Origin of the sequence: Corynebacterium flavescens, assembly GCF_008693105.1 — a bacterium.
GTDB classification, from domain to species: domain Bacteria; phylum Actinomycetota; class Actinomycetes; order Mycobacteriales; family Mycobacteriaceae; genus Corynebacterium; species Corynebacterium flavescens.
Genome location: NZ_VXKK01000018.1, coordinates 145,820 through 170,141 on the forward strand (window position 1 = coordinate 145,820; position 24,322 = coordinate 170,141).

The 24,322-nt window shown below is 61.0% G+C and carries 26 protein-coding genes and 1 pseudogene; 6 read left to right on the forward strand and 21 right to left on the reverse strand.

The genetic code is table 11. The annotated features are described in order from the left end of the window. Positions 1 to 17 precede the first annotated feature (17 nt). On the forward strand, positions 18 to 656 hold the full coding sequence (locus F4V60_RS02845) for a DUF4282 domain-containing protein (RefSeq protein ID WP_075729245.1): 639 nt from the start codon (positions 18 to 20) through the stop codon (positions 654 to 656). A gap of 261 nt (positions 657 to 917) precedes the next feature. Then, on the forward strand, positions 918 to 1,922 hold the full coding sequence (locus F4V60_RS02850; RefSeq protein WP_075731000.1) for an HNH endonuclease signature motif containing protein: 1,005 nt from the start codon (positions 918 to 920) through the stop codon (positions 1,920 to 1,922). Between the two features lie 267 nt (positions 1,923 to 2,189). Here the strand turns inward: F4V60_RS02850 and F4V60_RS02855 are convergent, their stop codons facing one another. From F4V60_RS02855 to F4V60_RS02925, 15 genes are all read right to left on the reverse strand, one after another. Further along, positions 2,190 to 2,612: a DUF3151 domain-containing protein gene (locus tag F4V60_RS02855; protein ID WP_075731002.1), complete on the reverse strand. Its 423-nt coding sequence runs from the start codon at positions 2,610 to 2,612 to the stop codon at positions 2,190 to 2,192. Positions 2,613 to 2,674: 62 nt separating this feature from the next. Further along, positions 2,675 to 3,277 carry a Maf family protein gene (locus F4V60_RS02860; protein WP_075729246.1) on the reverse strand — a complete coding sequence of 201 codons (603 nt, stop codon included), beginning with the start codon at positions 3,275 to 3,277 and terminating at the stop codon, positions 2,675 to 2,677. Beyond that, positions 3,277 to 3,501: an acyl-CoA carboxylase subunit epsilon gene (locus tag F4V60_RS02865; protein WP_075729247.1), complete on the reverse strand. Its 225-nt coding sequence runs from the start codon at positions 3,499 to 3,501 to the stop codon at positions 3,277 to 3,279. The genes F4V60_RS02860 and F4V60_RS02865 overlap by 1 nt, the downstream gene beginning before the upstream one ends. 11 nt (positions 3,502 to 3,512) lie before the next feature. After that, positions 3,513 to 5,045: an acyl-CoA carboxylase subunit beta gene (locus F4V60_RS02870; protein ID WP_075729248.1), complete on the reverse strand. Its 1,533-nt coding sequence runs from the start codon at positions 5,043 to 5,045 to the stop codon at positions 3,513 to 3,515. A 26-nt stretch (positions 5,046 to 5,071) separates the two neighbouring features. Next, positions 5,072 to 6,688 carry an acyl-CoA carboxylase subunit beta gene (locus F4V60_RS02875; RefSeq protein ID WP_075729249.1) on the reverse strand — a complete coding sequence of 539 codons (1,617 nt, stop codon included), beginning with the start codon at positions 6,686 to 6,688 and terminating at the stop codon, positions 5,072 to 5,074. Between the two features lie 272 nt (positions 6,689 to 6,960). Further along, the gene (locus F4V60_RS02880; RefSeq protein WP_075729250.1) at positions 6,961 to 7,212 is read right to left on the reverse strand and encodes a hypothetical protein; all 252 of its coding nucleotides are present in this window, start codon (positions 7,210 to 7,212) and stop codon (positions 6,961 to 6,963) included. Between the two features lie 159 nt (positions 7,213 to 7,371). Further along, the gene (locus F4V60_RS02885) at positions 7,372 to 7,656 is read right to left on the reverse strand and encodes a hypothetical protein (RefSeq protein WP_075729251.1); all 285 of its coding nucleotides are present in this window, start codon (positions 7,654 to 7,656) and stop codon (positions 7,372 to 7,374) included. A 10-nt stretch (positions 7,657 to 7,666) separates the two neighbouring features. Then, positions 7,667 to 8,947 (reverse strand): inorganic phosphate transporter, encoded by a 1,281-nt coding sequence (locus tag F4V60_RS02890; protein ID WP_075729252.1) that lies wholly within the window; start codon positions 8,945 to 8,947, stop codon positions 7,667 to 7,669. A 375-nt stretch (positions 8,948 to 9,322) separates the two neighbouring features. Further along, positions 9,323 to 10,843, reverse strand: a complete 1,521-nt coding sequence (locus F4V60_RS02895; protein ID WP_075729253.1) for an alpha-amylase family protein — start codon at positions 10,841 to 10,843, stop codon at positions 9,323 to 9,325. A 63-nt stretch (positions 10,844 to 10,906) separates the two neighbouring features. After that, positions 10,907 to 11,104 carry a hypothetical protein gene (locus tag F4V60_RS02900; protein ID WP_075729254.1) on the reverse strand — a complete coding sequence of 66 codons (198 nt, stop codon included), beginning with the start codon at positions 11,102 to 11,104 and terminating at the stop codon, positions 10,907 to 10,909. Beyond that, positions 11,104 to 11,547 carry a hypothetical protein gene (locus F4V60_RS02905; RefSeq protein ID WP_075729255.1) on the reverse strand — a complete coding sequence of 148 codons (444 nt, stop codon included), beginning with the start codon at positions 11,545 to 11,547 and terminating at the stop codon, positions 11,104 to 11,106. The genes F4V60_RS02900 and F4V60_RS02905 overlap by 1 nt, the downstream gene beginning before the upstream one ends. Next, positions 11,547 to 12,368 carry a carbohydrate ABC transporter permease gene (locus F4V60_RS02910; RefSeq protein ID WP_075729256.1) on the reverse strand — a complete coding sequence of 274 codons (822 nt, stop codon included), beginning with the start codon at positions 12,366 to 12,368 and terminating at the stop codon, positions 11,547 to 11,549. The genes F4V60_RS02905 and F4V60_RS02910 overlap by 1 nt, the downstream gene beginning before the upstream one ends. Then, a complete protein-coding gene (locus tag F4V60_RS02915; protein ID WP_075729257.1) occupies positions 12,365 to 13,348 on the reverse strand; it encodes a carbohydrate ABC transporter permease in 984 nt (327 codons plus the stop codon). The genes F4V60_RS02910 and F4V60_RS02915 overlap by 4 nt, the downstream gene beginning before the upstream one ends. A 196-nt stretch (positions 13,349 to 13,544) precedes the next feature. Next, positions 13,545 to 14,813: an ABC transporter substrate-binding protein gene (locus tag F4V60_RS02920; protein WP_075729258.1), complete on the reverse strand. Its 1,269-nt coding sequence runs from the start codon at positions 14,811 to 14,813 to the stop codon at positions 13,545 to 13,547. A gap of 112 nt (positions 14,814 to 14,925) precedes the next feature. Next, complete coding sequence (locus F4V60_RS02925; protein WP_075729259.1) at positions 14,926 to 15,918, reverse strand: ABC transporter ATP-binding protein; 993 nt, start codon at positions 15,916 to 15,918, stop codon at positions 14,926 to 14,928. A gap of 104 nt (positions 15,919 to 16,022) precedes the next feature. Here F4V60_RS02925 and F4V60_RS02930 point away from each other — a divergent pair, with 104 nt between their 5' ends. Next, positions 16,023 to 16,898 (forward strand): biotin--[acetyl-CoA-carboxylase] ligase, encoded by an 876-nt coding sequence (locus F4V60_RS02930; RefSeq protein ID WP_075729260.1) that lies wholly within the window; start codon positions 16,023 to 16,025, stop codon positions 16,896 to 16,898. Between the two features lie 89 nt (positions 16,899 to 16,987). Continuing rightward, positions 16,988 to 17,428, forward strand: a complete 441-nt coding sequence (locus tag F4V60_RS02935; protein WP_075729261.1) for a YdbT family protein — start codon at positions 16,988 to 16,990, stop codon at positions 17,426 to 17,428. Positions 17,429 to 17,460: 32 nt separating this feature from the next. Here the strand turns inward: F4V60_RS02935 and budA are convergent, their stop codons facing one another. Further along, positions 17,461 to 18,186: an acetolactate decarboxylase gene (budA, locus tag F4V60_RS02940; RefSeq protein WP_075729262.1), complete on the reverse strand. Its 726-nt coding sequence runs from the start codon at positions 18,184 to 18,186 to the stop codon at positions 17,461 to 17,463. On the opposite strand from budA, the gene F4V60_RS02945 reads away from it, so the two are divergent. Both F4V60_RS02945 and purE read left to right on the forward strand, forming a co-directional pair. Then, positions 18,172 to 19,398: a 5-(carboxyamino)imidazole ribonucleotide synthase gene (locus F4V60_RS02945; protein WP_084559122.1), complete on the forward strand. Its 1,227-nt coding sequence runs from the start codon at positions 18,172 to 18,174 to the stop codon at positions 19,396 to 19,398. The two genes, budA and F4V60_RS02945, sit on opposite strands and share 15 nt — an antisense overlap. A gap of 70 nt (positions 19,399 to 19,468) precedes the next feature. Then, on the forward strand, positions 19,469 to 19,969 hold the full coding sequence (purE, locus tag F4V60_RS02950; protein WP_075729264.1) for a 5-(carboxyamino)imidazole ribonucleotide mutase: 501 nt from the start codon (positions 19,469 to 19,471) through the stop codon (positions 19,967 to 19,969). Positions 19,970 to 19,973: 4 nt separating this feature from the next. Here purE and rbsD read toward each other — a convergent pair whose 3' ends face one another. From rbsD to F4V60_RS02975, 5 genes and pseudogenes are all read right to left on the reverse strand, one after another. After that, positions 19,974 to 20,348, reverse strand: coding sequence for a D-ribose pyranase (gene rbsD / locus F4V60_RS02955; RefSeq protein WP_075729265.1), 375 nt, complete (start codon positions 20,346 to 20,348; stop codon positions 19,974 to 19,976). Positions 20,349 to 20,352: 4 nt separating this feature from the next. Continuing rightward, a complete protein-coding gene (locus F4V60_RS02960; protein ID WP_075729266.1) occupies positions 20,353 to 21,258 on the reverse strand; it encodes a ribokinase in 906 nt (301 codons plus the stop codon). A gap of 71 nt (positions 21,259 to 21,329) precedes the next feature. After that, a pseudogene (locus tag F4V60_RS02965) lies at positions 21,330 to 21,656 on the reverse strand (ABC transporter permease); the annotation flags it as partial. A gap of 14 nt (positions 21,657 to 21,670) precedes the next feature. After that, a complete protein-coding gene (locus F4V60_RS02970) occupies positions 21,671 to 23,239 on the reverse strand; it encodes a sugar ABC transporter ATP-binding protein (protein ID WP_075729267.1) in 1,569 nt (522 codons plus the stop codon). A 35-nt stretch (positions 23,240 to 23,274) separates the two neighbouring features. Continuing rightward, the gene (locus F4V60_RS02975) at positions 23,275 to 24,279 is read right to left on the reverse strand and encodes a LacI family DNA-binding transcriptional regulator (RefSeq protein ID WP_075731004.1); all 1,005 of its coding nucleotides are present in this window, start codon (positions 24,277 to 24,279) and stop codon (positions 23,275 to 23,277) included. Between the last annotated feature and the right edge of the window lie 43 nt (positions 24,280 to 24,322).

The window sequence follows — 24,322 nt, forward strand, 5'->3', positions numbered from 1 at the left end:
AAAGCACTCTCTCTTCAATGACTACCCCGGATAACGCAAGCAACAGCGACGCCAGCAACGGCGACAACTCCAGCGACAACTTTTCAGCGCCGTGGTCAGAAGGAAACCGGCACGAAGCTGGCGCCAACGAGGGCTTCGGTCAGGCCGCGCCACAGCAGCAGGTGCCTCAGTCGCAGCAGGCCTCCCCGTGGCAAACTCAACCGGCAGCTCAAGCCGGTCCGAGCCAGCCTTGGCAGCAGCCGCAGCAGCCCCAACCTCAGCAGCAGGGCCAAGCATGGCAGCCCGCGCAAAGCCAGACGGCACAGTTTGGGCGCGGGGACAGCGAGCCGCAGCGCGAGGGCTTCTTCAAGGCTCTCTTTGACATGCGCTTCACCACGTTCATCACCGTGCACTTCGCCTCGATGATCTACACCGTGTGCGTCCTCATCGGTGTGGCCTGCTGGTGTGGTGGATTCCTGCTTGCCCTCGTCCTCGGTGCTGCAGGCATGGGTGATGGTGTGTTTACCATAGTTTTGGCGCTGCTTGGACACCTCATCTTCGGAACGGCGTTCTTCTTTATCTACGTCATTCAGATACGCCTCGTTCTGGAGTTCTTCGTGTCCAATGTCCGCAGCGTTCAGTACACCAAGGCAATAGCGGAGCGGCGGGCTCTTTAGGGGTTTGCAAACCGCTGCGGTGTGGTGAGCTTTAATGGCTCTTTTGGTTTTAGAGTGCATTGATTTTGTTGGTCGGTTGTCCTCCGTTTGAGCCCGATCATTCAGGATAAGCCGAATGCCCTTGCTATTGCACTGCCAAGTTCTGGCGAGGCGGCCCGTCTGTGGATAACCGCCCCGGGCCTGGTGGGTTATCCACAGTTTCCTTACTGGGTGCGGGTTGGGGATTGTCGCACCGCTTGGCGGTGCCTTAGCGTGACGCTCATGGGCTTGCAGGAGTATTTCGCACAACTTAGCCGAGGTGTTGACCTCGTAGCTGAGTGCTCGGGGCTATCTGTGCCAGACCTTGAAAAGATGGGGGCTAGCGCGCAGGATGCCGCCGAGCTTATAAGCCTGCACACCATCTACTTTGGTACTACTCCCTATACAGCAAAGCAGCGCTTAGCCGTTAACTCTGCTCGGCGCAACAGGCACACTCTGAGCACCCTGCGCCAGATCGAATCCTTTGCCCGCCGCGTTCAAGGGCGCCTGGCGGCGTGGAACCTGCGCGTAGAGCTATGCGCCACCTCCAGCGAGCATGTTACCGCGGTAGCCAGGCGCCGGTTGCGTGAAATGCGTGTTCCCCGCACGTATTGCGAGCGCGCACTGCTGCGCCAGCACCCCAACGGGCTAGCTACCTTGACAGTGACCGGCAATGGGCTGGATATGGCGGATGCTTTCCGGACTATTGACCACAAGCGGCCAGGGACAAGTTTTATCGCCCGCATGCTCGGCAAGGCAGGCGCGGCCCCGGCTGCGCGTACTCGGGTGACGACTATGGCAGTCCTCCAGTTGGAGGACTACGGGAAGCTTGTACGCCGCGAGGGTGGTGATGTGATGATACGCACCACCAGTGGGGCTGTTATCACCGGCGCGCAGCTTGTAGAGCGTGCCTGTGCTAACGAGGGTCTTATTACGGTGATAAGTCGGGCGCAGGGGCCGGTAGACTTGTACCGCTTTGACCGCTTCGCCTCGGTCAAGCAGCGCACGATGCTCGCAGCAGAACACCCCACGTGTGCGTGGCCGGGCTGTAGCATCCCGGCAGAGCGGGGGCAGTTTCACCATCTCACGTCGTGGAGTCATGGTGGGGAGACTAACGTTGCCAACCTGGTGACCTTGTGTAGCTATCACAATGGTGTTAATGAGGATGATCCGAATGCGCCACCACGGCGCGGGCGCCTTACCCGCGACGGCGGGACAGTAGTCTGGCAGCCACCCCACGCGCACTAGCCGTTAGGACAACACCGCCTAACGGCGACTTCCCGCACCCCGAAAACAAACCCAGTCGACCAAACCGGCGTTTGCGTTGCAAAGTCCAGCGGGTGGCTTGCTTCTTCTGGCTCTGCGCACTCTCATTGCGTCTGGAAGTACTTGGCTGAACACAGTCCCCTTGTTGGTTGTGGCTAGATTCATACCTAAACCCTTAACGACAAGGGACTTGCTTCTTTTCTGTCACTCCCACCATGCACTCTAAAACCGAAAGAGCCGGTTTAATCCCTAGTCGAGGAGGCGGGCGACGGAGTCTGGGTCGGCGTCGGAAAGCATCTGGCGCAGGCGGTCGTACTCGTCCTGCTCTCCTATGGCCTGGGCGGCGTGCGCGAGCGCGGCGATGGCGCGCAGGACGCCCTGGTTGGGCTCGTGGTCGAAGGGGACTGGGCCCCAGCCCTTCCAACCGTTGCCGCGCAGGCGGTCGAGGCTGCGGTGATAGCCGGTGCGTGCGTAGGCATAAGCGGTGATATAGGCAGCCGGTGCGGCACCTTGTGCGCGAACGCCTGCCAGCTCTTCTTCCGCCAACAGCGCCCACAGCAGCGGGGAATCGGGGTGGGAGACAATTCCTGCGGCGAGATCCGCAGTGGAATCGGCCCCAGGATCCTGGAGAAGTTTTATAGGCTCGGGCGCCAACATGTCATTGATTTTCATGATGCCCCAGTTTAGCGCCTGCATCGCACCTAGAGTCGACGCAGGCGCTTGTGCAAGGGCTCTTATTGTTGTGCCTGAGCCCAGAAGTCGCTGACATTCCATCCAGATGAGTAGATGGCGCGGCGCACTACCGGCAGGGAAAGCCCGATGACGGAGGAGGGATCGCCCTCGATGCGGTCGATGAACCAGCCACCGAGTGCCTCAAGCGTAAAGGCGCCGGCGCACTGCAGTGGCTCCCCGCTCGCAGCGTAGGCGGCGATATCATCCTCGCTTGCCTGCGCAAAGTAAATGACGGTGCGGGAAGTCTCGACGTGGCGGCGGCCGTCGGCGATGAGGCAGTGCCCCGTCAGTAGCTCGGCACGGCGGCCAGCCTGGGCCTGCCAGCGCGCTACGGTAGCTTCGGCAGTGAGAGGTTTGCCCTGTAGCTCGCCGTCGAGGAGGAGCATGGAATCCCCGCCAATGACGAGGTCATCGGGGTAGGAGCTGGCGACCTTTTCGGCCTTGGCGCACGCCAGCGCGGCGACGATATCTTCTGGGGCAGCAGGACCAAGCGCTGCCTCGATGGCGCGTTCGTCGACGTTGGCGGGGGCTAAAACGGGTTCAACCCCGCCCGCCCGCAGGATGGCTGCGCGCGAAGGGGATTGGGAGGCTAGAACAATGCGCATCAGTAGTAGCGGACGTTGCGGAACGCGGCGGGGTTGAAGATGTCCTGGGCGCCCAGCGGGTTGTAGCGCTCCTCGAGACGGCCCCACATGTTGCGCTCGCCGGTGCCAGATTGAGCCTGCTGGGCGCGCGCCTGCGCGGAGAGCTGGGCCAAGACGGCGGTGAGCGCGGCAACCTCGGAGTCGGAAGGGTTTCCCTTGAGGATGCTAAAGGCCGGGGTGGTCATGGTTTCTCCTTTTAGAGGGTGATATTGCCGTGCTTCTTGGGCAGCTGGGCAACGACCTTGCGCTCAAGCAGGCGCAGCCCCTCGATGAGGTAGCCGCGCGTTGCAGAAGGCTCGATGACGTTGTCCACTAGGCCGTTTTCTGCTGCGGCATAAGGATGTAGGAACTGAGCGGCCAGCTCAGCCTCATTATCAGGGTTAGCGCCCTCGCCGTAGATGGCCAAAGCGGCCTGCGAAGCCTGGGTAACGGCGATTTCGGCGGTGGGCCAGGCATAAACCAGGTCCGCGCCGAGGTCCTTGGAACCCATGAAAACATAGGCAGGACCGATGGCTTTGCGTGTGATGACGGTGAGGGTACCCACGGTGGTCTCCGCGAAGGCGAAGGCCAGCTTGGAGGCGCGACGCACTAGGCCGGCCTTTTCTTCCTCCGAGGTGGGAACGAAGCCAGGGGAGTCGACGAATTCGATGACTGGGGTGTTAAAGGCGTCGCAGGTGCGGATGAAGCGAGCGGCTTTCTCCGCGGCGGCGGCATCGAGCGCACCGGCGAGTGCGAGAGGCTGATTGGCCACGATGCCTACGGCGCGTCCCTCAATGTGGGCAAAGCCGGTGAGGATGTTTTCCGCGGTGCTCGCCGAAAGCTCAAAGAAAGAGCCCTCATCGACAACGGTGGCGATGACATCACGCATGTCGTAGGCCTCCGCGGCGCCATCGGGGATGATGACATCAAGGGCGCGGTCGCGCTCAGTGATGTTATCGGCGATGGCCCCAGCGGCGACCTCAGCCGCGCTCCGCGGAGCCTCCGCCCGGTTGTTGGCAGGCAGGAAAGACAGTACGTCACGCGCGAGGGACAAAGCCTCCTCCTCGTCGGTGGCGACGAGCTGTGCGGTTCCTGCTGCGGCGTGAACCGCGGCACCGCCGAAGCTTTCGACGTCTGCGTCGGCCACGTGCCCTGCGGCCTGGTGGAGCGTTGCGCCTTCGGTGAAAATGAGGACATCACTCAGCGTGGGGGCAAAAGCTGCGATTCCAGCGGTATCACCGAGGACGACGCCAATCTGCGGGATAAGCCCCGAGGCGGCGGTCACACGCGCCATGATGCGGGCATAGCCGGCCAGGGTGGCAATGCCCTCCTGCACGCGGGGGCCCGTGGAATCGTAGAGACCAATGATGGGCACACCGGTTTTGAGGGCCAGATCGTAGAGCTTGGTCAGCTTCTCGGCATAAACCTCGCCCTGAGTCCCGCCAAAGACGGTGGCATCCTGGCTAAAGACGCATACCTTGCGCTTGTCGACGACGCCGTAACCGGTGACGATGCCATCGGTATAGGGGCGGTCATGCTCGCGGCCAAAGGCGGTGGAGCGGTGCCTGGCAAGCGCGTCCATCTCCACGAAAGTGCCCTCATCAACCAGCTTCTCGACGCGTTCGCGTGCGCTGAGGTGGCCTGCGGCATGTAAGGCCTCGACGATATCCGCGCCCATGGGGGTGCGGGCCTCGGACAGACGGTTGCCGAGGTCCTCGATCTTGCCGGCAGTGGTCTTAAGATCAGTCATGGGGTCCAATTCTACAACCCCACCCCTTAAAGCGGGATGTTGCCGTGCTTGCGGGCCGGACGGGGAACGTTCTTGTCGGCATACAGGCGCAGGTTGCGGGTGATGGCGCTGCGGGTCTCGGAGGGAAGGATGACCGCATCGATAAGGCCGCGCTCGGCCGCCTTATAAGGGTTGAGCATGTGGTCTTCGTACTCGCGCTCGAAGGACTTGGCCAGCTCCTGGACATCGAGGCCCTTCTCGTGGGCCTGCTTGAGCTCCTTGCGGTAGATGAAGCCGACGGCTCCGGCCGCGCCCATGACCGCGATCTGTGCGGTGGGCCATGCCAGGTTGACGTCGGCGCCCAGGCCCTTGGAGCCCATGACGCAATATGCTCCGCCGTAGGCCTTGCGCATGGTCACGGTGATCTTCGGGACGGTGGCCTCGCCGTAGGCGTAGAGCAGCTTGGCGCCGCGGCGCAAAATGCCCGAGTGCTCCTGGCTGGCGCCGGGCAGGAAGCCCGGGACGTCAACCAACAAGACGATGGGGATGTTGAAGGCGTCGCAGGTGCGAATGAAGCGCGCGGCCTTCTCAGAGGAGTCGATGTCGAGGCAGCCGGCGTAGACCTGCGGCTGGTTGGCCACGAAGCCGACGCTTTGGCCTTCGATGCGGCCGAAGGCGACAACGACGTTCTCGGCGCGCTCGGATTGAATCTCGAGGAACTCGCCATCATCCGTCAGGGCCTCGATGACTTCCTTGACGTTGTAGGGCTGGGTGGGGGAGTCAGGGATGATCTCATCCAGGCTCAGATCGCTCGCGGCCTCGTCTCCCAGCTCCTCGAAGGCTTCAAAGGGGGCGCGCTGACGGTTGTTGGAGGGAAGGTAACCCACCAAGTCGTGGACCCAGTCGAGGGCCTCTTCATCGGAGGCGGCGGTGTAGTGAGAGTTACCTGCGGCGAGCATGTGGGCGGCGGCGCCGCCGAGTTCTTCTTGGGTGATCTCTTCGCCGGTGACGGTCTTGATGACATCTGGGCCGGTGACGAACATCTTGGACTTCTTGTCCACCATGACGACGAAGTCCGTCAGGGCCGGCGAGTAGGCGTTGCCGCCTGCACACGCGCCCATGATGACGGAGATCTGCGGCACGACGCCGGAGGCCTTGATGTTCTGGTAGAAGGTCTGGGCAATCCAGTCCAGCGATACGGCGCCATCCTGGATACGTGCGCCGGCGCCCTCGTAGAGTCCGATGAGCGGGCGGCCGGTGGTCACGGCGAGCTCCATGATCTTCACCATCTTCTCGCCGTAGACCTCGCCCAAGGCGCCGCCGAAGACGGTTCCATCCTGGGAGAAGATGCAGACCTCGCGGCCATCGATGGTGCCCCAGCCGGTGACGATGCCGTCGGTGGGGATCTTCTTCTTCGACATGCCGAAGTCCGTGGTGCGGTGGGTGGCTAGCATGTCGGTTTCGACGAAGGAGCCCTCGTCGAGGAGGTAATCTAGGCGATCGCGCGCAGTGAGGCGGTCCTGGGCGTGAACCTTGTCAATGGCCTTGTCGCCCATGGGCTTTTCAGCCGCGGCGCGGCGCCTCTTGAGCTCAGCGATCTTTTCCGCTGTGGTGTTTGCGTTGTTCAAGCTGTCGAGCTCCGCCAAATGTGAGGAAATGGTCATGTTTGGAGAGTTTAGGCAATTTTGCGCCGGTTTTACACCTTGCCACGCCGGTGATTTCACTCACAAAAGTAGTTTATGCTGGTAGCTGGCCCGCCAGCCGCGGGAAATCTGGCTGCTCAGGACGAAGGTAAATGGTGGGAAGGCCGAGCCGGCAAAGAAAGCGGACAAAGAAAAAGCGCCCGAATCGCATCGTCCTAGTGCTTCAGGGCGGGGGACAAAATGTCCCCAGCCTGAGGCTGACTTGGTAGATGCGGTGCGGGCGCGCTTTCTTGCTAGTCGAGCCAGCCAAAGTCGAGCAGGAAAAGCTCGACCGCCGGCAGCTCGGTGGAGGAGGGGCTGCGTCCCTCGGTAGCCTTGAAGGCTTCGATGACGTCGTTGCGTGTCGCTGGGATGAGGTCATCCTCAACGAGTTTCTCGGTCACTCGAGCCTCCACGGGAGTGGATGCAAGGGTATCTAACCCGGTTCCGGTGGCGCTTTTAAATACGGCGGAGACTGAATTGAGAAGTCCTTTGAGTGAATTCATGTTCTCTCACCTCTTTTCGGTTAGTGGGGAAGGACGTTGCCGCTCGGCGGGTTTTGCCGAGGGGCATTGACTTCTTCTGACTCTTAAAGTACGCCCGTCCTATTAGGGTGTCAATACTGATTTAACTATTTGTTTACCTTTTGTTCACCTTGGGCGGGGTTAGGAGAAGAGACTTAACCCGAAGTAGTGATTGAGGGAGTCTTTGGCTATCCACAAGATGGCCACGACAATGACCAGGGCAAGGATGCCGTAGACCGACCAGCCAAGGACCTTCATCTGCGGGGAGGCCGCGGTATCACCGACGATAACTCCCTCGCTATTGCGAACGGGGTCACCCGTCATGCAGCGCATACCGAGCGCAAACAAAATGGGGATACCGGCCCCGAAGGCCAGTGCTAGGCCGGCCACGCGGATAATTGCTTCAAAGATTTCTGCTGGGGACATAATTGTGTGCCTACTTTTCTGCCGCGGGGGCAGGTTCTGTGACTCCGACGGCAACGGGCTGAAGGGTGGTGGAAGCTGCGGCCTGCTCGACGGTGATAGAGGAATCGACGGTCTCTGCGTTGGAATCCCAGTCATCGTTGACGTTGGAGGCGTCGACCGGGTTCATGTGCGAGCGGATGACGATGACGGTGGCCATGGCGATAAGGAGGATGAAGTCCACGATGGCGCCCACCACTGTCGAGCTGAAGGAGGACACCCCGTTGGCGATCCACCAGCTGAGGAATCCGACGATGGCGGCACAAGGCAAGGTGATGAGCCAGGCCGCGGCCATGCGCATGGCGACGCCCCAGCGCACCTGCGCACCCTTGCGTCCAATGCCGGTGCCCAGGATGGAACCGGTGGATACGTGCGTGGTGGACAGCGCCATACCGCCGGCGGCGGAGGTCAAGATGATCGCGGCCGAGGATGCCTCGGCGGCCATGCCCTGGGGGGATTCGATCTCCACGAGGCCCTTGCCTAGGGTGCGAATAACGCGCCATCCTCCGGAGAGAGTGCCGGCCGCAATGGCGATGGCGCAGCCGAAGATCACCCAGGTGGGCAGGCGGGCGTCGGGGTTGGCCTCACCCGCAGCAACAAGTGCCAGGAAGATGACGCCCATCGTCTTCTGGGCGTCGCCGGCACCGTGTGCCAAAGACACCAGGCAGGCGGTGACAATCTGACCGTGGCGGAAGTGCTCGTTCTTGACGCGGTGCGGGATCGTGTTGGTGATCCAATAGACCATGAAGGTGCCGCAGGCCGAGACAAAGGCGGCAATAAAGGGCGAAACCAAGGCAGGAATGATGATCTTTCCCGCAATCGAGGACCAGGCCACGCCTGCCGTTCCCATGGCTGCAAAAGCAGCGCCGATGAGGCCGCCGAAAAGGGCGTGGGAAGAAGAGGAAGGCATGCCCAGCAGCCAGGTGAAGAGGTTCCAGAAGATGCCGCCGATAAGGCCGGTGAAGACAACCATGAGCAGCGCTTCGCCGTCGACAGGCACGGAACCACCGGCGGTGCTGATGTCGTAGGAATCGAGGTTAACTATTCCCTTGGCCACTGTTGCAGCAACGTGGACCGAAAGGAATGCGCCGACCAGGTTAAGAGCAGCGGAGATGGCTACGGCGGTAAAGGGCTTGAGCGCACCGGTGGCGATGGAGGTTGCCATGGCGTTCGCGGTGTCATGGAAGCCGTTGGTGAAGTCGAATGCGAGAGCAGTGACGATGACAATGGCCAGGATGATGAGTGTCGCTGTCACAATAGCGACCCCTTTCGGAGGAGAAGTAAAAGAGCCTTGAACAGACAAAACTGGAAATAGGGGAGACGAGGCGTCCCCGCCGCAGTCATGCCTCTAGGGCCGGAGCGGTATGGAAGATGCCACCCAAGCAGGGAAGAAGCTGACGAGGATTAGGCTAGACCTGCGTTGATGCTCTGTATAATCAACGCTTTCGCGGCGAGGCTATGCCGCGTGGGCCGCACGCAGGGAATATGGACCATTATGTTTGACAGTATGGCCGTTAGCGGCGTCCCAGCCTTCTTAGACGGGGAGGCAATTATGGCACACGATGGCTGAAGTTCAACCAAAGTTCACTTATATGGGCGTCGAAAAGCGTGCGTGAGACGCCACGCTCCGCTAATCTTCCGCCGCCTCGACGGGGATCCAGGCATAGCCATAAGGACCCAGCTCGACCATGCCGAGGTCCACCGTTTCATCGCAGAAGTTATGCAGGCACAACAAACCGCCACGCTCGAAGGCGAGTACTCCGATGTGCCCGCTTTCCACCGCTTCGAAGGGTGCGGTGCCCAACTCCGGATGCGCCTTGCGTTCTTGGACCATCGTGCGCACAACGTTAAGCAGCGATTCCGGGTCATCTACCTGCTCCGCCACTGAAATGCCCTTGCCTCCGACGATGGGGCGGCGCGGATGGGAGGAGGTGGTGAAGCCGGCACCCGGGCCCGGCTCCCATTGCATGGGGGTGCGTACGGCATCGCGGTCAGGAAGGGAGGTGTCATCGAGCATGCCTATCTCATCGCCGTAGTACAGGAAGGGCGAGCCTGGCATGGTGAGAAGAAGCGAGTACATTAACTCGATCTTGCGCCGATCCTGTCCCATGAGTGGCGCCAAGCGCCTGGCGATGCCGACGTGGGCGCGCATGCTGTCATCGGGCAGGTAGGCGGAATAGAGGAGCGAACGGTTTCCCTCATCGACCATCTCGAGGGTGAGCTCGTCGTGGTTGCGCACGAAGGTGCCCCATTGGCAGTTCTCCGGAAGGGTCGGCATAGCCGCCATGATGTTGTAGATAGGGGAGGCGTCCCCCAGCGCGAAGGCCTGAAAGAGACGCGGCATCAGCGGGAAGTTAAAGACCATGTGAAAGCGGTCGCCCTTACCAAAGAACTCCATGGTTTCGGAGGGGGGTTGGTTCGCCTCCGCCAGCATGATGGCGTCGGGATAGTTCTCATCAAGGAAACGACGGATCTTCTCAATGAACTCGATAGTCTCTGGGAGGGATTCGCCTCCGACCCCATCACGCTCGTAGAGATAAGGAATGGCGTCGAGGCGGAAGCCGTCTAGCCCCTTGTCCATCCAGAAGGACAGGATATTGAATACTTCCTCGTGCACCAATGGATTGTCATAGTTCAAGTCCGGTTGGTGCGAATAAAAGCGGTGGAAGTAGTACTGGCCACGGGTCTCATCCCACTGCCAATTCGAGTCCTCCGCGTCGGTGAAGATGATGCGGATTTCCGGATAGCGCTGTGCATCATCGCCCCACACGTAGTAGTCGCCATAAGGACCGTTGGGATCCAGGCGCGATTGCTGGAACCACTCATGTTCTATGGAGGTGTGGTTGAGTGCCAGATCAGTCATGATGCGCATATCGCGCTTCTTGAGCTCTGCAACGAGCTCCTCGAAGTCCGCCATCGTGCCATAGTCCGGGTGGATGGAGTAATAATCGGCGATGTCGTAGCCGTCGTCGCGCATGGGTGAGGCGTAGAAGGGCGATAGCCACAGACAATCCACGCCCAGCCACTTGAGGTAGTCCAGCTTGTCGATGACCCCGCGCAGGGTACCGACACCACTACCCGTGGTGTCCTTGAAAGAACCTACGAGGGCTTGGTAAAAGATTGCATTGCGAAACCAGAAGCTACCGGACATGGAAACAAAAGTACCGGAGAACCCGTGCTGCGGAGGGGGAATCCTGCGGTGTTTTGTTGATAGCTACTTCTCAGCCTCGTGCAGTGCCTTCGACTTGGCCCTGACCAACCCATAGACCATAAGGCACAGCGCTCCGGCGAGCAGTCCTGGCCACAGGGCCGGCGCCGGTGCAAAGAGGTTGAGGATGGCTTGGATGAGGGCAAGAACGGCGAAGAAGCCGGCGAAACCAATGGCGGTGTCCCACAACAAGGACTGACGCATTACTGCTCCACGGTCACCGTGAAGGTGATGGTCTGGGGGCCTTCGAGTGTTACCTCGCCTTGGCCGGGGGCGGTGGCGCTAAAGCCGGGATTAAAGCGGGCGCTGCCGTCATCGTAGCCTTGGCGGAAGGCGAGGAAGTCCGGTGTGCTCTCGGGGCTGTAGGCGTCGAGATCCGCCGCCGGCACCACGATGTTGAGCACCTGGCTTTCGACGAGGTTTTGCTGGGAGCCGGCCAGCTCGGAGACCGGAACCGTGACTGGGGCGATGACGGGGGAAATAGCCGGCTGGGAGGTAGGAGGCTGTGAGTCGGCAGGCTGGGAGATAGCAGTACTCGTTTCCGGGGGATTGGGAGAGGGATTCTCATTGGCGGGCGAGCAACCGGTCACCAACGCGGTGCCTACGACAATGGGAACGATCATGGAAAGGGAGCGGGAAATAGACATTAGGCCTTGACACCTCCTGCGGTTAGGCCAGCGACGATGCGGTGCTGGAAAATAAGCACCATGATGATGAGCGGAATGGTGACGAGTGCCCCGGCTGCCATCGTGGCCGCGTAGGGATACTCAAAAGCCGAGGGGCCTGAGAAGCGCGCGATTGCCACGGTGACCGGCTCGGTGCCGGTGGTTGAAAGCTGCCGCGCGAGCATGAACTCATTCCAGGTCGTGATGAAAGCGATGATGGCGGTGGTAAACAGCGCCGGTGCAGCCAAAGGCAGGAGAATGAGGCGGAATGCCTGGCTGCGTGAGGCGCCGTCGACACGCGCGGCCTCCTCTAATTCCCACGGCAGCTGGCGGAAGAAGCTGAGCAAGGTATAGACCGTAAGCGGCAGCGCGAAGGAGATGTTGGGAATAATCATGGCGCGGTAGGTGCCGATCCACTCAAGGTTGCCAAAGAGCTGGAAGAGCGGAGTCACCAGCGCGATCGCAGGGAACATCGAAGCAGCCAAGATGATGCCGGTGATGATGCCCTTGCCGGGGAATTCATAGCGCGCGAGCGCGTAGGCGGTAAACACTCCAACGAGAACGGCGATGAGGGTGGTGGCAAGTGAGATGAACACGGAGTTGCCCATCGCCGCTAGGAAGTTATTGCCCTTGTCTGTGGCCAGCGCGTCGCGGAAGTTCTGCAGCGTGAGGTGGGTGGGCCAGGGGGTGGTATCGAAGGTATGGGCCTTATTGCGGAAGGCGGTGACCACCATCCAATAGAAGGGCGCTAGGCCCCAGAACATGATGAAAAGGATGCCGGCGTAGTGTCCGAACTTTTTCACTGTGCTGCCCCTTTCTGAATGCGGCGACGTTCCTTGCCGGAGACATCAGCGCCCAGGAGGCGCACCAAGATGAAGGCGACGAAGAAGATGAGAAGGAAAATCAGGGTGGATAGTGCGGAGGCCGAATTGAAGTTTCCTTGGCGCATATCCTCAACCACCAGCTGGGAGATAGTGGCGGTAGGGGAGTTGGAGGAAGAGGAAATCATGATGACCGGCAGGTCATACATGCGCAGGGCGTCGAGCGTGCGGAACAAAATGGCCACCATTAGTGCGGGGCGCACTAGGGGGAGCGTGATGGTGAAAAAGAGCTGCAAGCGCGTGGCACCGTCAACGCGGGCGGCATCATAGACATCCCGCGGAATCATCTGCAGACCGGCCAGAATGAGCAGCGCCATAAAAGGCGAGGTCTTCCAGACATCAGCAACAATGACCGCTAGGCGGGCAAATGCGGGATCCGTGGTCCACGCGATGTCCGTGCCGAGCAGGGAGTTGACGATACCGTCGGGGGCGAACATGAACTGCCAGAGCTTGGCGGTAACGGCGGTGGGGATTGCCCACGGGATAAGCACAGCGGCTCGCACCAAGCCGCGGCCCCTATAGCTGCCGTTCATGATGAGTGCCATGAACATGCCCAAGATGATTTCTAGGCTCACCGTGACCACCGTGAAAAAGAGGGTGATCTGAACTGCGGGCCAGAAGTCCGTGGCGATAACCCCGGGCGGGCATTGGGAGACCACACCCGTGGCGGACATGCAGCGATTGTTGATCCAGTAGAGGTAGTTCTCCAGCCCTGCGAAGCCGCCGTCCACGAATACCCCGGTGCTGGGATCGAGGTGCCGGTTGGCTTGGAAGGACAGCGCGATTGCTCGCACGATGGGGTAGCCAATGACGATGGCCAGCACGACGAGCGCTGGCGCAACGAGGGCGCCAATCTGCAGGTGCTGTTTGCGCTTGCTGGCATTGGGTGATTTTAGTGCCACGCTGCTGCGCCTTTCTTTACGGAGACTTCTGGGTGAGAAGGAAGAAGCGGAATAAAGCCTAGAAGCGGGCAAGTCCGAAGACCTGCCCGCTTGTTTCTTGCCCGCCTCACCGCGGTGGCGGTGAGGCTTAGAAGGTACGACCTAGAAAGTGAGATCTAGAAGGTGCGACCTCTAAGAGGGGCAGGGTGCTTTAACCTTAGCCCTGTGAGGCGGCCTCGATGGCAGCCTTCATGTCTGAAGCCGCGTCATCGACGGACTTGCCAGCGGTCAGTGCTGCGTAAGCGTTATCCTGCACGGCCTTGGAGATGGCGCTGTAGAACGGGGAAACCGGACGTGGTGCAGCATTCTCCAGGGATTCCTTCAGCGCAGGCAGGTACGGGAACTGCTCCACGAGTGCGGGATCGTCATAGATGGAGGAGAGAACCGGCGGGAAGGAGGCCTCAGCGAAGGACTTCTGGTTGTCCTCGTTGATGATGAACTTCATGAAGTCCAGCGCGGTGGCCTTGTGCTTGGAATTGATGTTGATGCCGTTGTTGTAGCCACCCAAGGTGGACACTCCGACATCATCCTTGCCCACGAGCGGGGAGACCTCGAACTTCACGCCGGCGTCCTCGGCGTTGGTGTACATATACGGCCAGTTGATGGCGAATGCCGACTTGCCCTCGGTAAAGGCCAGGTTGGTCTCTTCCTCGGTGGCTGCGGTGGAAGCCTTGGTGATGACGCCATCGGCGTAGGCATCAACCATGGCCTGCATGCCGGCCTTGGCTTCAGGGGAATCAACCGTGACGGCGCCCTGGTCATCGAGGACCGAGCCACCCCAGCCTTCGATGAAGCCAATGGTGTTGACCGTCAGGCCCTCGTACTGCTTGAGCTGAGTGGTCAGGCAGCCTTGGTCACCGGAGAGTCCCTCACAAGCGGACTTGATGTCATCGAACTTGGTCGGCTGCTCCTTGGCGAGGTCGGTGTTGCGGAAAAGCAGCTGACCATTGGTGTTTTGCGGCAGCGCATAGAGCGTGTCGTTATAGGTGGCAGATTCCACGGTGGCAGGTAGCAGTTCTGCGGTGTCTACCTTGAGGTCATCGGTGAGCGGGGCGAGCCACTGGTTGGCAGCGAAGTCTGCGGTCCAGACCACGTCGAGTGCCATGACGTCATAATCCGAGTTGCCTGCCTGGAGGGACTGCACGAGGGTCTCACGCTGTGCGTCGGCCTCACCGGCCAGTTCCTTGAGCGTTACTTCCTCATCGGGGTGTTCTGCGTTCCACTTCTCGATGATGGGCTGAAGCTTATCGGTATCGTTCTTGCCCATTGCGAAGCTGATGGGGCCGCGTGCGTCGGTGCCCTCGGTGGCGGCGCCATTAGACGAGCCGGAGTCCTCGGAGGAGGAGCAGCCAGCAAGGACGAGAGCAAGTGCTGCGGTGCTAACGATTGCGCCGCGTTTCACGGCACGGAGTCGGGAGATCTTCATGGGGATTCACCTTTCGGAAAACTTTTGGCTTATACAAAAGTATGATGCGGACGGCGATATAAGAGTGGTTTTGGGAATAATAGCGCGTAGGGGTGACTTCAATCACCCCCGTCTAGGCGGAGAGGCGCACTCCAGTTTCGGTATCGAAGCGGTGGGCTTGTTCCGGATCGAAGTCCAGCCCTACCTCCTCGCCGCGCGCAGGGATGACCCCTGCTTCCGCACGAGCAACGAAGCGCTGGGAGCCAACGGTGACGTACACATAGGATTCCGCCCCTAGTTCTTCGACGATGTCGACGACGCCAGTGAGTTCACCGTGCTCAGCGCTTAGGCGAATGTTTTCAGGCCGAACGCCTAGCCTGTGGCCGGCGAAGTCAAAGATATTCATCGAGGGGGAGCCGATGAAGCCTGCAACAAATTCGTTGGCGGGGCGATCGTAGAGTTCCCGTGGCGGGGCGACCTGCTGCAGAATGCCGTCCTTGAGTACGGCGACGCGATCTCCCATGGTCATTGCCTCGACCTGGTCGTGGGTGACATAGACGGTGGTGGTGCCGAGTCTTTGCTGCAAGCTGGCTAGTTCCGAACGCGTTTGTACGCGCAGCTTGGCATCGAGGTTGGACAGCGGCTCATCCATGAGGAAGACCTTGGGCTGGCGCACAATGGCGCGACCCATGGCCACGCGCTGGCGCTGACCACCGGAGAGATCCTTTGGCTTGCGGTCAAGGAGCTCGCTCAGTCCGAGCGTCTCGGCGGCCTCTGCCACCTTGGCCTTGATCTCTGCCTTGGGCAAGCGTGCTAGGCGTAGGGCAAAACCCATATTCTCTGCCACCGTGAGGTGCGGATATAGCGCGTAGTTCTGGAAGACCATGGCGATGTCTCGCTCACCAGGCTCCAGGTTGGTCACGTCTTCATCATCGATGAGGATCCGGCCGCTGGAGACGGGCTCCAGCCCTGCCAGGGAGCGCAACGTGGTGGACTTTCCGCACCCGGAGGGTCCAACGAGGACGAGGAACTCTCCGTCGGAGATGGTGAGGTCGAGCTCTGCCACCGTGGGAGATGCCGCCCCGGGGTAGGTGATACTGACCTTCTCAAAAGTGACCTTTGACATGGACGTTACATTAGCACTGCACAGTGCTCGGGCTCACCATCTTTGGGGCGAGGTGCTGCGCACTTCCTACGGTTGAGGCCCTCCGCACAGGTATCATCTCTTCTATGACTGCCTTAAACCTAGACAAGATTCGTGCCGCGTTGAGCGATGACTATGCCGAGATCGACTACGTGGAGCAAACTACCTCCACTAATACTGACCTCATGCAGGCGGATGACGTGGTTGACCGCACCGTGTTGCTCACTGATGAGCAGGTAGCGGGCAAGGGAAGACTGGGGCGGACGTGGGTCTCGCCAGCTGGTACCCAGCTCATCTTCTCCACCCTTTTGCTCCCACATACCCTCGAGCATTTGGGGACCCTGCCCCTAGCAGTCGGTCTCGCCGTTACAGACTCAATCGAGCGCACAGTACTCAAGTGGCCCAATGACGTGCAGATTGATGGAAAGAAGCTTTGCGGCATCCTCGCCGAGGCCGGCCCCGTCGGTGCCGCCTTTAAGTCCCTGCCCAAGACCGAGCTGACCAAGACCGAAGTCAATAAGGCTGAGATTAATAAGGCTGAGGTCAGCAAGGCTGAGATTAATAAGGCTGAGATTGCGCCGAAGACGGCCGCAGCGGATGCCCCTTCGGCGCGCGTTGTCTTGGGCGTTGGCCTCAACGTCACACTGACACGGGAGCAGCTGCCCATTGAGAGGGCCACCTCGCTTGCCATCGAGGGTATGGACACTGACCGCACTGAGCTGGCAATCAAGGTGCTCAAGAATCTGCGTCGGCGCATTGATCAGTGGGACAAGCAGGACCCCCAGCTCTTGGAGGACTACCGCGCGGTGTGCTCTTCCATTGGCCAGGAAGTCCGCCTCGAGGCGCCGGCTGGAAATGTTATCGGCCTTGTGGAAGGCGTCGCCGATGATGGCCGCATCAACGTTGGCGGGCAGTACTACTCGGCCGGTGACGTCACCCACCTGCGCCCGACGTCTTCTTAAAGCCCAAAGCCTCAAGCAAGCGGTGCGGTCGTGCGGTCCCCGCTTCGTGCATGTGGAGTGTCCAAGACTAGCGGGTAGGATTCCCACCTATGGGAATGATGAAGATGGGACAAGGCGAGGTCATCCGCGCGGATATGACCACGCCATTTCGCGCGCTGATCTTCCCATTCTTGGAGCTCATTTTGGTCACCGGCCTAGCTTGGATAGCGATTGGCTGGTGTGACACCCAAGGCGTCGATTTGGCGCTGCGTAATGCGCTCGTCGGGGTGTGGGCGATCTTGGCGGCTTGGCGTTTCGGAGTGCCGCTGTTTAAGGCGCGGCGGCGCCGATTCATTGTTACCAACCAGCGAGTTATCGCCCGTCAAGGCAAGAAGATTGATTCGATTCCGCTGCGCGATATAAGCGGAGCCCGCCGCCGGCGTGGCGGCATTTCACTGGCCATCCATGGATTCGAGCGGCCACTCTACTTTTCTGATGTGCCCAAGGCTAAGAAAGTAGAGGCCCTGCTCAACGAGAAGCCCTGGTACTAGCCTGCTCTGGCCGGGTACTAAGCCGAGGGCTTTCAGTCGCGGCCTTTGATCTCCGTGGTGTGGAGCTGGTGGTCGAGGTCTTCTGGGGCAAGATTCGCGCTCTCAAACTCCCGGGTGAGGGGTAGGCGCAGCTCCAAGTCGGTGCCTGGGCACATTTCGATGGTGGCCTTGTCTACGGTGTAATCGAGCAGGTGACCGCCGTATTTGTGATCGGCGTCGATAAAATGCACGTGGCAGCCCGGGACCGAGATTCCTTTCTCGAAGACTGGCGTGCGGAATCCGCCAATGACGCCCTCGACGTTACTGAAGTGCAGCTCTGCATCGCTTCCTACGGCCTGCGCCATGGGAGGATAGGGCTTGGGTTGTTTGACCACCGTACGGGTAGTAACCGAGCTGAATGTTCCCACCATGCGCACGGCGTACATGTAGTTGGCGGAGGGCAGGACTTCATCGATGAGATCGGAGAGATCGCTGCGGTGCATCCCGGGAGGGGCATCGACCGTGATACGAGGCACGAAGTTTGTCACCACCGCGTAGGGCGAGCGCTGGGAGAGATCGGCTACCTGCGCGGAGCCATCCCCGCGCAGCTGGTAGCAGACTCCGTCAACGATGATCATCTCTCCGTCGAGAGCATCGAAGGTGCCAATGCCGAAGTTGCCCTTGCCGAGTAGTTCTCCCACGGACATTTCGCCGTCGTAGATTCCGTCGAGCAGTGCGGTCATCAAAGAGTTTTGGAAGATGGTATGCCGAGCGATCATAGTCCTAAGGCTAGTATTGGGCGAGTGAGTGAACAAGCAAAGCTAAACGTTACCGTCTTCGGCGATGGCCAACTTGCTCGAATGATGCAGCCCGCCGCCGCAGAGCTCGACATCCACCTGCGGATCTTGGCATCGCGTTCGGACTCTTCTGCAGCCCAGGTTATCCCCGATGCCATCATCGGTGACTACCACGATTACGCCACCCTGCGCGGGGCCGCCAAAGGCTCCGATGCCGTGACCTTTGAACACGAGCATGTGCCCAATGAGTATTTGCGGGCGCTCATCGCCGCAGGATTTAATGTGCAGCCCCAACCTGCGGCGTTGATCAACGCCCAAGACAAGCTCATCATGCGTCAGCGCCTGCAAGAGCTGGGTGCGCCTATTCCTGCTTTCCAGGCCATCAATTCGGCTGAGGAGGCCGCGCATTTCTGGGCGCAGACGGGTGGGCACGTGTGCTTGAAAGCCCGCCGTGATGGCTATGACGGCAAGGGCGTATGGTTCCCAGGATCCGAGGCTGAGCTGGTGGCGCTGACCACCCAACTGCTAAAGAAAGACACTCCTTTGATGGCGGAGAAGAAGGTGGCGCTCACCCGCGAGCTCTCCATCCTCGTGGCACGGCGCCCTTCCGGGGAGACCAAGGAATGGCCGATCACGCAATCGGTCCAGCGCAACGGCATCTGTGCCGAGGCCATGGCCCCTGCACCGGACCTCTCCCCGCAGCTGGAAAAGCGTGCCCGCGACCTGGGGGTGGAAATTGCGCAGTCTCTAGGCGTTACCGGCGTGCTTGCCGTGGAGCTCTTCGCCTTCACCGGAGAAAACGGTGTGGAAGACATCGCGGTCAATGAGCTAGCAATGCGCCCGCATAACACCGGGCACTGGACGCAGGATGGTTCTGTGACCTCCCAATTCGAGCAGCACCTTCGTGCGGTACTGGATTTGCCGCTGGGAGCAACGGAAGAAACCGCAGCGATTACTGTCATGGCCAATGTGCTGGGAGCCCCGGAGGATCCGCAGATGCCCATGCGCGAGCGAGTACGTGAGGTCATGGAGCGTTATCCGGCTGTCAAGATTCACCTCTATGGCAAAGCGCACCGCCCCGGTCGCAAGATTGGTCACGTTAATCTATGCGGCACCGACGTGCAGGCCACGCGGGAGCAGGCGCAGGCGGCGGCGCACTTCCTAGTGCATGCGCAGTGGCCGGACACTGTCTAACTGGACACTGACTAAGAGGATCTATCTACGTAGATTTAATTGTTGATCTGTTGAATTAAGGAGTACTGCAATGCAACCACTCGTCGGCCTCATCATGGGCTCAGATTCTGATTGGCCCACCGTAGAACCAGCAGCAGAGGTGCTCGCTGAGTTCGGGGTGCCTTTCGAGGTGGGCGTCTTAAGTGCACACCGCACCCCAGAGAAGATGCTGGCCTATGCCAAGCAGGCACATACTCGTGGCTTGCAGGCAATCATTGCGTGTGCTGGCGGAGCTGCGCACCTGCCTGGCATGGTGGCTGCGGCCACCCCCTTGCCGGTAATTGGCATTCCGCGTGCGCTCAAGGATCTTGATGGTCTGGATTCGCTCCTGTCCATCGTGCAGATGCCAGGCGGCGTTCCCGTGGCCACTGTATCCATCGGAGGTGCCAAGAATGCCGGTCTGCTGGCAGTGCGCATCTTGGGGGCGGGCAACCCGCAGCTGGTGGAGAAGATGTCCGCCTATCAGCAGCGCATGGCCGCTGAGGTGGAGGAGAAGGACGCCAACCTGCGTCGCCGCCTCATGGAGGGCTAGAGGCCTAGAAGGCCACGCCGCTGCGCAGGATTACGTTGGCATAGGGCGTGGTGGAGCCGGTGCGGACGACGAAGGCGACCTCACTTAGCGCGGCTTTGAGCTGTGCGTGAGTAACTTCCTTGATCGGAACCGTGGGCAATGCCGCGCGGATGGACGCGGGGGTCTCGGTGGCGATGGTTGCACCCTCGACCACCACTGACTCCAGAAGTGCTGCAAGGGTGTCCTCGAAGCTGGGGATGCCGAATACCAAGGCTAGGTCGATGATGGTGGTCCCATGGGGGATGGGCAGCCCGCAATCGGCGATGGCGAAGGAATCGGTGTGGCCGAGCCGGGCCACGGCGCTGGCCAGAGCGGGATTGAACAATCCGGACTTGAGCACGGTTTTAGACCTCGGGTAGGGCGGATGTAGTAGTGGGATAGGAGGGCTGAGCGCCTGCGCCGGTGGCGGCAAAGGCCCCCACCCGTGCTGCAAAGCGCGCGGCGTCCTCCAGGTTTTCTCCCTCCAGCAGTCGCACGCACAACGCTCCTGCAAAGGCGTCGCCAGCGCCGGTGGTATCGACGGCCTCGATACGAGGGGTGGGGATTTCCGTCACGGCATCCGCAGTAGCCACGAGCGCGCCGGCGGAGCCCAAGGTGAGAACCACAGAGCGAAAACCTGCCCCGAGCAGTCCTTTCGCAAGCTCCCGCGGGCTGGCAGCAGCATCGACCTTCTGGCCCAGCTGAGCCAGGATAAGGCCGGCCTCATGCTCGTTGGCCAGGAGGGGATCCGCGCGCAGTAAAGCGGCGGGATTCACCTCGACCACAGGAGCCAGGTTGATGATGGCTCGCCCGGTGGTCGCGGCGACGGCGGCAGCGAAGCCGGAGGAGGGAATCTCGCCCTGTAGCAAGACGATGTCGGCGTCGGCGATGGTGGAGGCGCGGGCGGTGACGAAGGCGTCGTCGACAAGCGCATTCGCGCCGGGCGAGATGACGATGGTGTTCTCGCCGTCGGCGGCGACGGTGATGACGGCCAAGCCGGTGTTGGTGTCAGCCGTGGCCACGGCGGAGACATCGATGCCGGAAGTCTCCATGTAGGCCATGGCGGGCACGGCGTAGGCATCGCGGCCTACCGCGCCGACAAAGGCGACATGTGCACCTAGTTGGGCGGCGGCCACCGCCTGATTTGCGCCCTTGCCGCCGGCGAGAATCTCTCCGCCAATGCCGACGAGTGTTTCACCAGGCAGCGGATGGCGCTCGGCGCGGATGATCAGATCGGCGTTAATGGAGCCGACTACGGTGAGCTTGCTCATTGGAAGTCCTCTACGTTTTCTGCGGTCACGGTGACCACCTCTACTGGAACGTTGCGTTCGGCCTCCTCATCGGCCTTGGCTGCGGCGCAATGGCCGATGAGGAGGGTGAGCCAGCCGGGCAGGCCGGCCTCGGCGAACATATAGGCCGAGACCATTGCGCCTAAGGCTGCGACCGAGCCGACCGAAAGGTCGATGCCGGCGGTGACGATGACGAAGGTCATGCCGAAGGCCAGAATGGCTACCGTAGCGGCCTGAATGCCGATGTTGAGCAGGTTGGCAACGGTGAGAAAGTAGGGCGTGGCTATAAAGAGCGCGATGCACAGTGCGATGAGGCCGACGAGGGCGCCGTTATTCATCGCCCAATTGAGGACCTGGTTCTTCGTGCGGGTCTGAGTCATGGTTTCTGATTCCTTCAGCTTGCTGCAGCCGGATCGACATCGGCTTCGGTAATGACGTTGGAGACGTTGGAGACGGCTAGGGCCATCACCTCGTCTTGGGAGGATTCGGGGGAGAGCTCGCCTGCCAGGACACCGCCAGACATGACAAGGACGCGGTCAGACATCCCCAGGACTTCTGGCAGGTCGGAGGAGACCATGAGCACGGCCCCGCCCCGGGAGGTGACATCGTTGATGATGTTGTAGATCTCTACCTTGGCGCCGACATCGACGCCGCGGGTCGGTTCGTCGAGAAGCAACACGGAGGAACCGGCAAGTACCCAGCGGCCAAAGACGGCCTTCTGCTGGTTGCCGCCCGAGAGGTTGCGGATGGGTTGCTCAAGGCCGGCCATGCGGATGCGGAGTTTCTCGGCGACGGTGCCTGCGCGCTGCTTTTGGCCGCGCAGGTCAGCCAGCCCCAGCTTTGAGGTGGCGGACAAGGTGGCAAATCCGAGGTTGTCGGAGACGCTGGCATCAAGGACCAAGGCCTGGGACTTGCGGTCTTCGGGGATGTGGCCGACGCCGGCGGCAATAGAGGCCGCTATATCGCCGCGCTTCACAGCGTTTCCGGCGATGCGCACGCTGCCCGAGTCATAGGGATCAGCGCCCGCGATGGCGCGAATGATCTCCGTCCTGCCTGCGCCTACCAGGCCGGCTAGACCCACGACCTCGCCGGAGCGGACAGAAAAGCTCACGCCGGAAAACTTGCCCTCGGCGCTGAGATCTTCAACCTCGAGGAGTACTTCGCCCGGCTGCTGCGGGCGCTGGCGCGGGTATTGATCCTCGATGTCGCGGCCCACCATGAGGCGCACGAGCTCCGCCTCGGGAGTGAAGGAGGGGACCTCGGCGACGAATTCTCCGTCACGCAGAACGCTGATGGTGTCCGCGATCCGCGCGAGCTCTTCCAGGTGATGGCTGATGAACACCATCGCCACGCCCTTGGCCTTGAGCTCGTCGAGGATGAGGAAGAGTGCGTCAATCTCCTTGCCGGTCAGGGCCGCGGTGGGTTCGTCGAGGATGAGAATGCGTGCGTTCATCGACAGGGCCTTGGCAATCTCGATGAGCTGTTGCTTGGCGATGCCGAGTTCCCCCACGGGCGTATCCAGGTCGACGTCGAGCCCGATGAGGTGCAGCGCCGCCTGGGCCTGGGCACGCAGATGGGCGCGGTTGACCAAGCCCCACTTGTGGGGAGTGCGTCCCAAGAGGATGTTTTCTGCCACCGACATGGTGGGCACGAGGTTGAGCTCTTGGTGGATGGTGGCAATGCCTAGGGCTTCTGCGGCGTTGGTGTCCGCAATGTCGACCTCGTTTCCGTCGACAACGATGCGGCCCGAATCTGGGCGGTGTACTCCGGCAATCATCTTGATAAGCGTGGATTTTCCGGCGCCGTTTTCTCCCAAGAGTGCCTGGACCTGGCCGCGGCGTACGTGCAGGGTCACGCCCTTGATGACGTCGACGGAACCAAAGGACTTCGATACCTCGACTAGCTCGAGGACCGGCGGATGGGAAGAACTGGCGGCGGGCTGGTGCCGCGCAGGGTAGGTCATGCTCGTTCTCCTGTTACTGATTTACTTCTCATGTACTACTGCTGTGCTGCCAATGCTGGGCCGGATTGGGGGCCATAGGCGGTGGATGGGCGGGGGATAAAGCGCGTGGGGTGTACGACACCGCGCGGCGTGGTCTTGGTCTCGATGGCGTGGATTAAAGAGTCCACGGCCGCGACTCCCAGGCGGTCTACCTCTTGGTCGATGACGGAGACCGGGGAGGGTTGATAGCGCAGGAAGACAAAGTCATCGAAGCCGACGAGCGCGAGTTGCTTTCCGATGTCGACCTGGGCGTTGTGGCAGGCTTCAAGCGCGCCGAAGGTCATCATGGAGTCGCCGGCAACGATGGCCGTGACCTGGGAATCAAGAAGATCGAGGGTGGCTTTGTAGCCCTCTTTGCGGCGAAAGCCTCCGTCGTGGACGATGACGTCGAGGCCTGAGGATTCGCGGAGGAATACCTCTAGGCGTTCGCGGCCTGTGGAGGTGGAGTCCGGCCCCGAGAGGTAGCCAATGCGGCTGTGCCCGCGCCTCTTGAGTAAGGCCAGTGCTGCTGCGATGCCTGGGGTGGGATCGGAGACGACCGCGGGCAGATCCCCCAAGTGGCGGTCAACTAGGAGCAGGGGGCGCAGCGCGGCCGTTGCGGCAAGCGCTTCCTCGGCGCCGTGCATGGGGACGGCCACGATGCCGTCGACCTGGCGGGAGGACAAGGCATCGAGCGCCGAGGCGAGTTTGGTGCCATCCTCGGCGCTGGAGGTGATGATGGTGGCGAAGCCGCGTGCCTCCGCCGCCTCCTCGATGGCGGCTGCCATGGCTGCAAAGTAGGGGTTGACCAGGCTGGGAATGACTAGGCCGATGGCGTTACTCCGCGAGCTGCGCAGTGCGCGGGCCTGCGCATTGGGGTGATAATTAAGACTGGCGGCCGCCTTTTTAACTCGGCGCCGAGTAGCCTCGGAGATGGCGGGATTATCCGCCAACGAGCGCGAGGCCGTCGAAACGGACACGCCTGCGGCGGCGGCCACGTCCTTGAGTGTTGCTCCTGACATGATGAACCTCTCACGTTGTGCAAACGTTTGCATAACTTCTATG

Bases quoted from the DNA above. Each gene is read 5' to 3' on its own strand.
- F4V60_RS02865 (WP_075729247.1), bottom strand. From the start codon at position 3,501: ATGACCACCCCGGCCTTTAGCATCCTCAAGGGAAACCCTTCCGACTCC.
- F4V60_RS02945 (WP_084559122.1), top strand. From the start codon at position 18,172: ATGCCGAGCGATCATAGTCCTAAGGCTAGTATTGGGCGAGTGAGTGAA.
- F4V60_RS02895 (WP_075729253.1), bottom strand. From the start codon at position 10,843: ATGTCCGGTAGCTTCTGGTTTCGCAATGCAATCTTTTACCAAGCCCTC.
- budA (WP_075729262.1), bottom strand. From the start codon at position 18,186: ATGATCGCTCGGCATACCATCTTCCAAAACTCTTTGATGACCGCACTG.
- F4V60_RS02905 (WP_075729255.1), bottom strand. From the start codon at position 11,547: ATGTCTATTTCCCGCTCCCTTTCCATGATCGTTCCCATTGTCGTAGGC.
- F4V60_RS02860 (WP_075729246.1), bottom strand. From the start codon at position 3,277: ATGCGCATTGTTCTAGCCTCCCAATCCCCTTCGCGCGCAGCCATCCTG.
- F4V60_RS02970 (WP_075729267.1), bottom strand. From the start codon at position 23,239: ATGACCTACCCTGCGCGGCACCAGCCCGCCGCCAGTTCTTCCCATCCG.
- F4V60_RS02975 (WP_075731004.1), bottom strand. From the start codon at position 24,279: ATGTCAGGAGCAACACTCAAGGACGTGGCCGCCGCCGCAGGCGTGTCC.
- F4V60_RS02930 (WP_075729260.1), top strand. From the start codon at position 16,023: ATGACTGCCTTAAACCTAGACAAGATTCGTGCCGCGTTGAGCGATGAC.
- F4V60_RS02960 (WP_075729266.1), bottom strand. From the start codon at position 21,258: ATGAGCAAGCTCACCGTAGTCGGCTCCATTAACGCCGATCTGATCATC.
- F4V60_RS02850 (WP_075731000.1), top strand. From the start codon at position 918: ATGGGCTTGCAGGAGTATTTCGCACAACTTAGCCGAGGTGTTGACCTC.
- F4V60_RS02920 (WP_075729258.1), bottom strand. From the start codon at position 14,813: ATGAAGATCTCCCGACTCCGTGCCGTGAAACGCGGCGCAATCGTTAGC.
- F4V60_RS02845 (WP_075729245.1), top strand. From the start codon at position 18: ATGACTACCCCGGATAACGCAAGCAACAGCGACGCCAGCAACGGCGAC.
- F4V60_RS02880 (WP_075729250.1), bottom strand. From the start codon at position 7,212: ATGAATTCACTCAAAGGACTTCTCAATTCAGTCTCCGCCGTATTTAAA.
- F4V60_RS02855 (WP_075731002.1), bottom strand. From the start codon at position 2,612: ATGAAAATCAATGACATGTTGGCGCCCGAGCCTATAAAACTTCTCCAG.
- F4V60_RS02875 (WP_075729249.1), bottom strand. From the start codon at position 6,688: ATGACCATTTCCTCACATTTGGCGGAGCTCGACAGCTTGAACAACGCA.
- F4V60_RS02935 (WP_075729261.1), top strand. From the start codon at position 16,988: ATGGGAATGATGAAGATGGGACAAGGCGAGGTCATCCGCGCGGATATG.
- F4V60_RS02925 (WP_075729259.1), bottom strand. From the start codon at position 15,918: ATGTCAAAGGTCACTTTTGAGAAGGTCAGTATCACCTACCCCGGGGCG.
- F4V60_RS02885 (WP_075729251.1), bottom strand. From the start codon at position 7,656: ATGTCCCCAGCAGAAATCTTTGAAGCAATTATCCGCGTGGCCGGCCTA.
- F4V60_RS02900 (WP_075729254.1), bottom strand. From the start codon at position 11,104: ATGCGTCAGTCCTTGTTGTGGGACACCGCCATTGGTTTCGCCGGCTTC.
- purE (WP_075729264.1), top strand. From the start codon at position 19,469: ATGCAACCACTCGTCGGCCTCATCATGGGCTCAGATTCTGATTGGCCC.
- F4V60_RS02870 (WP_075729248.1), bottom strand. From the start codon at position 5,045: ATGACTGATCTTAAGACCACTGCCGGCAAGATCGAGGACCTCGGCAAC.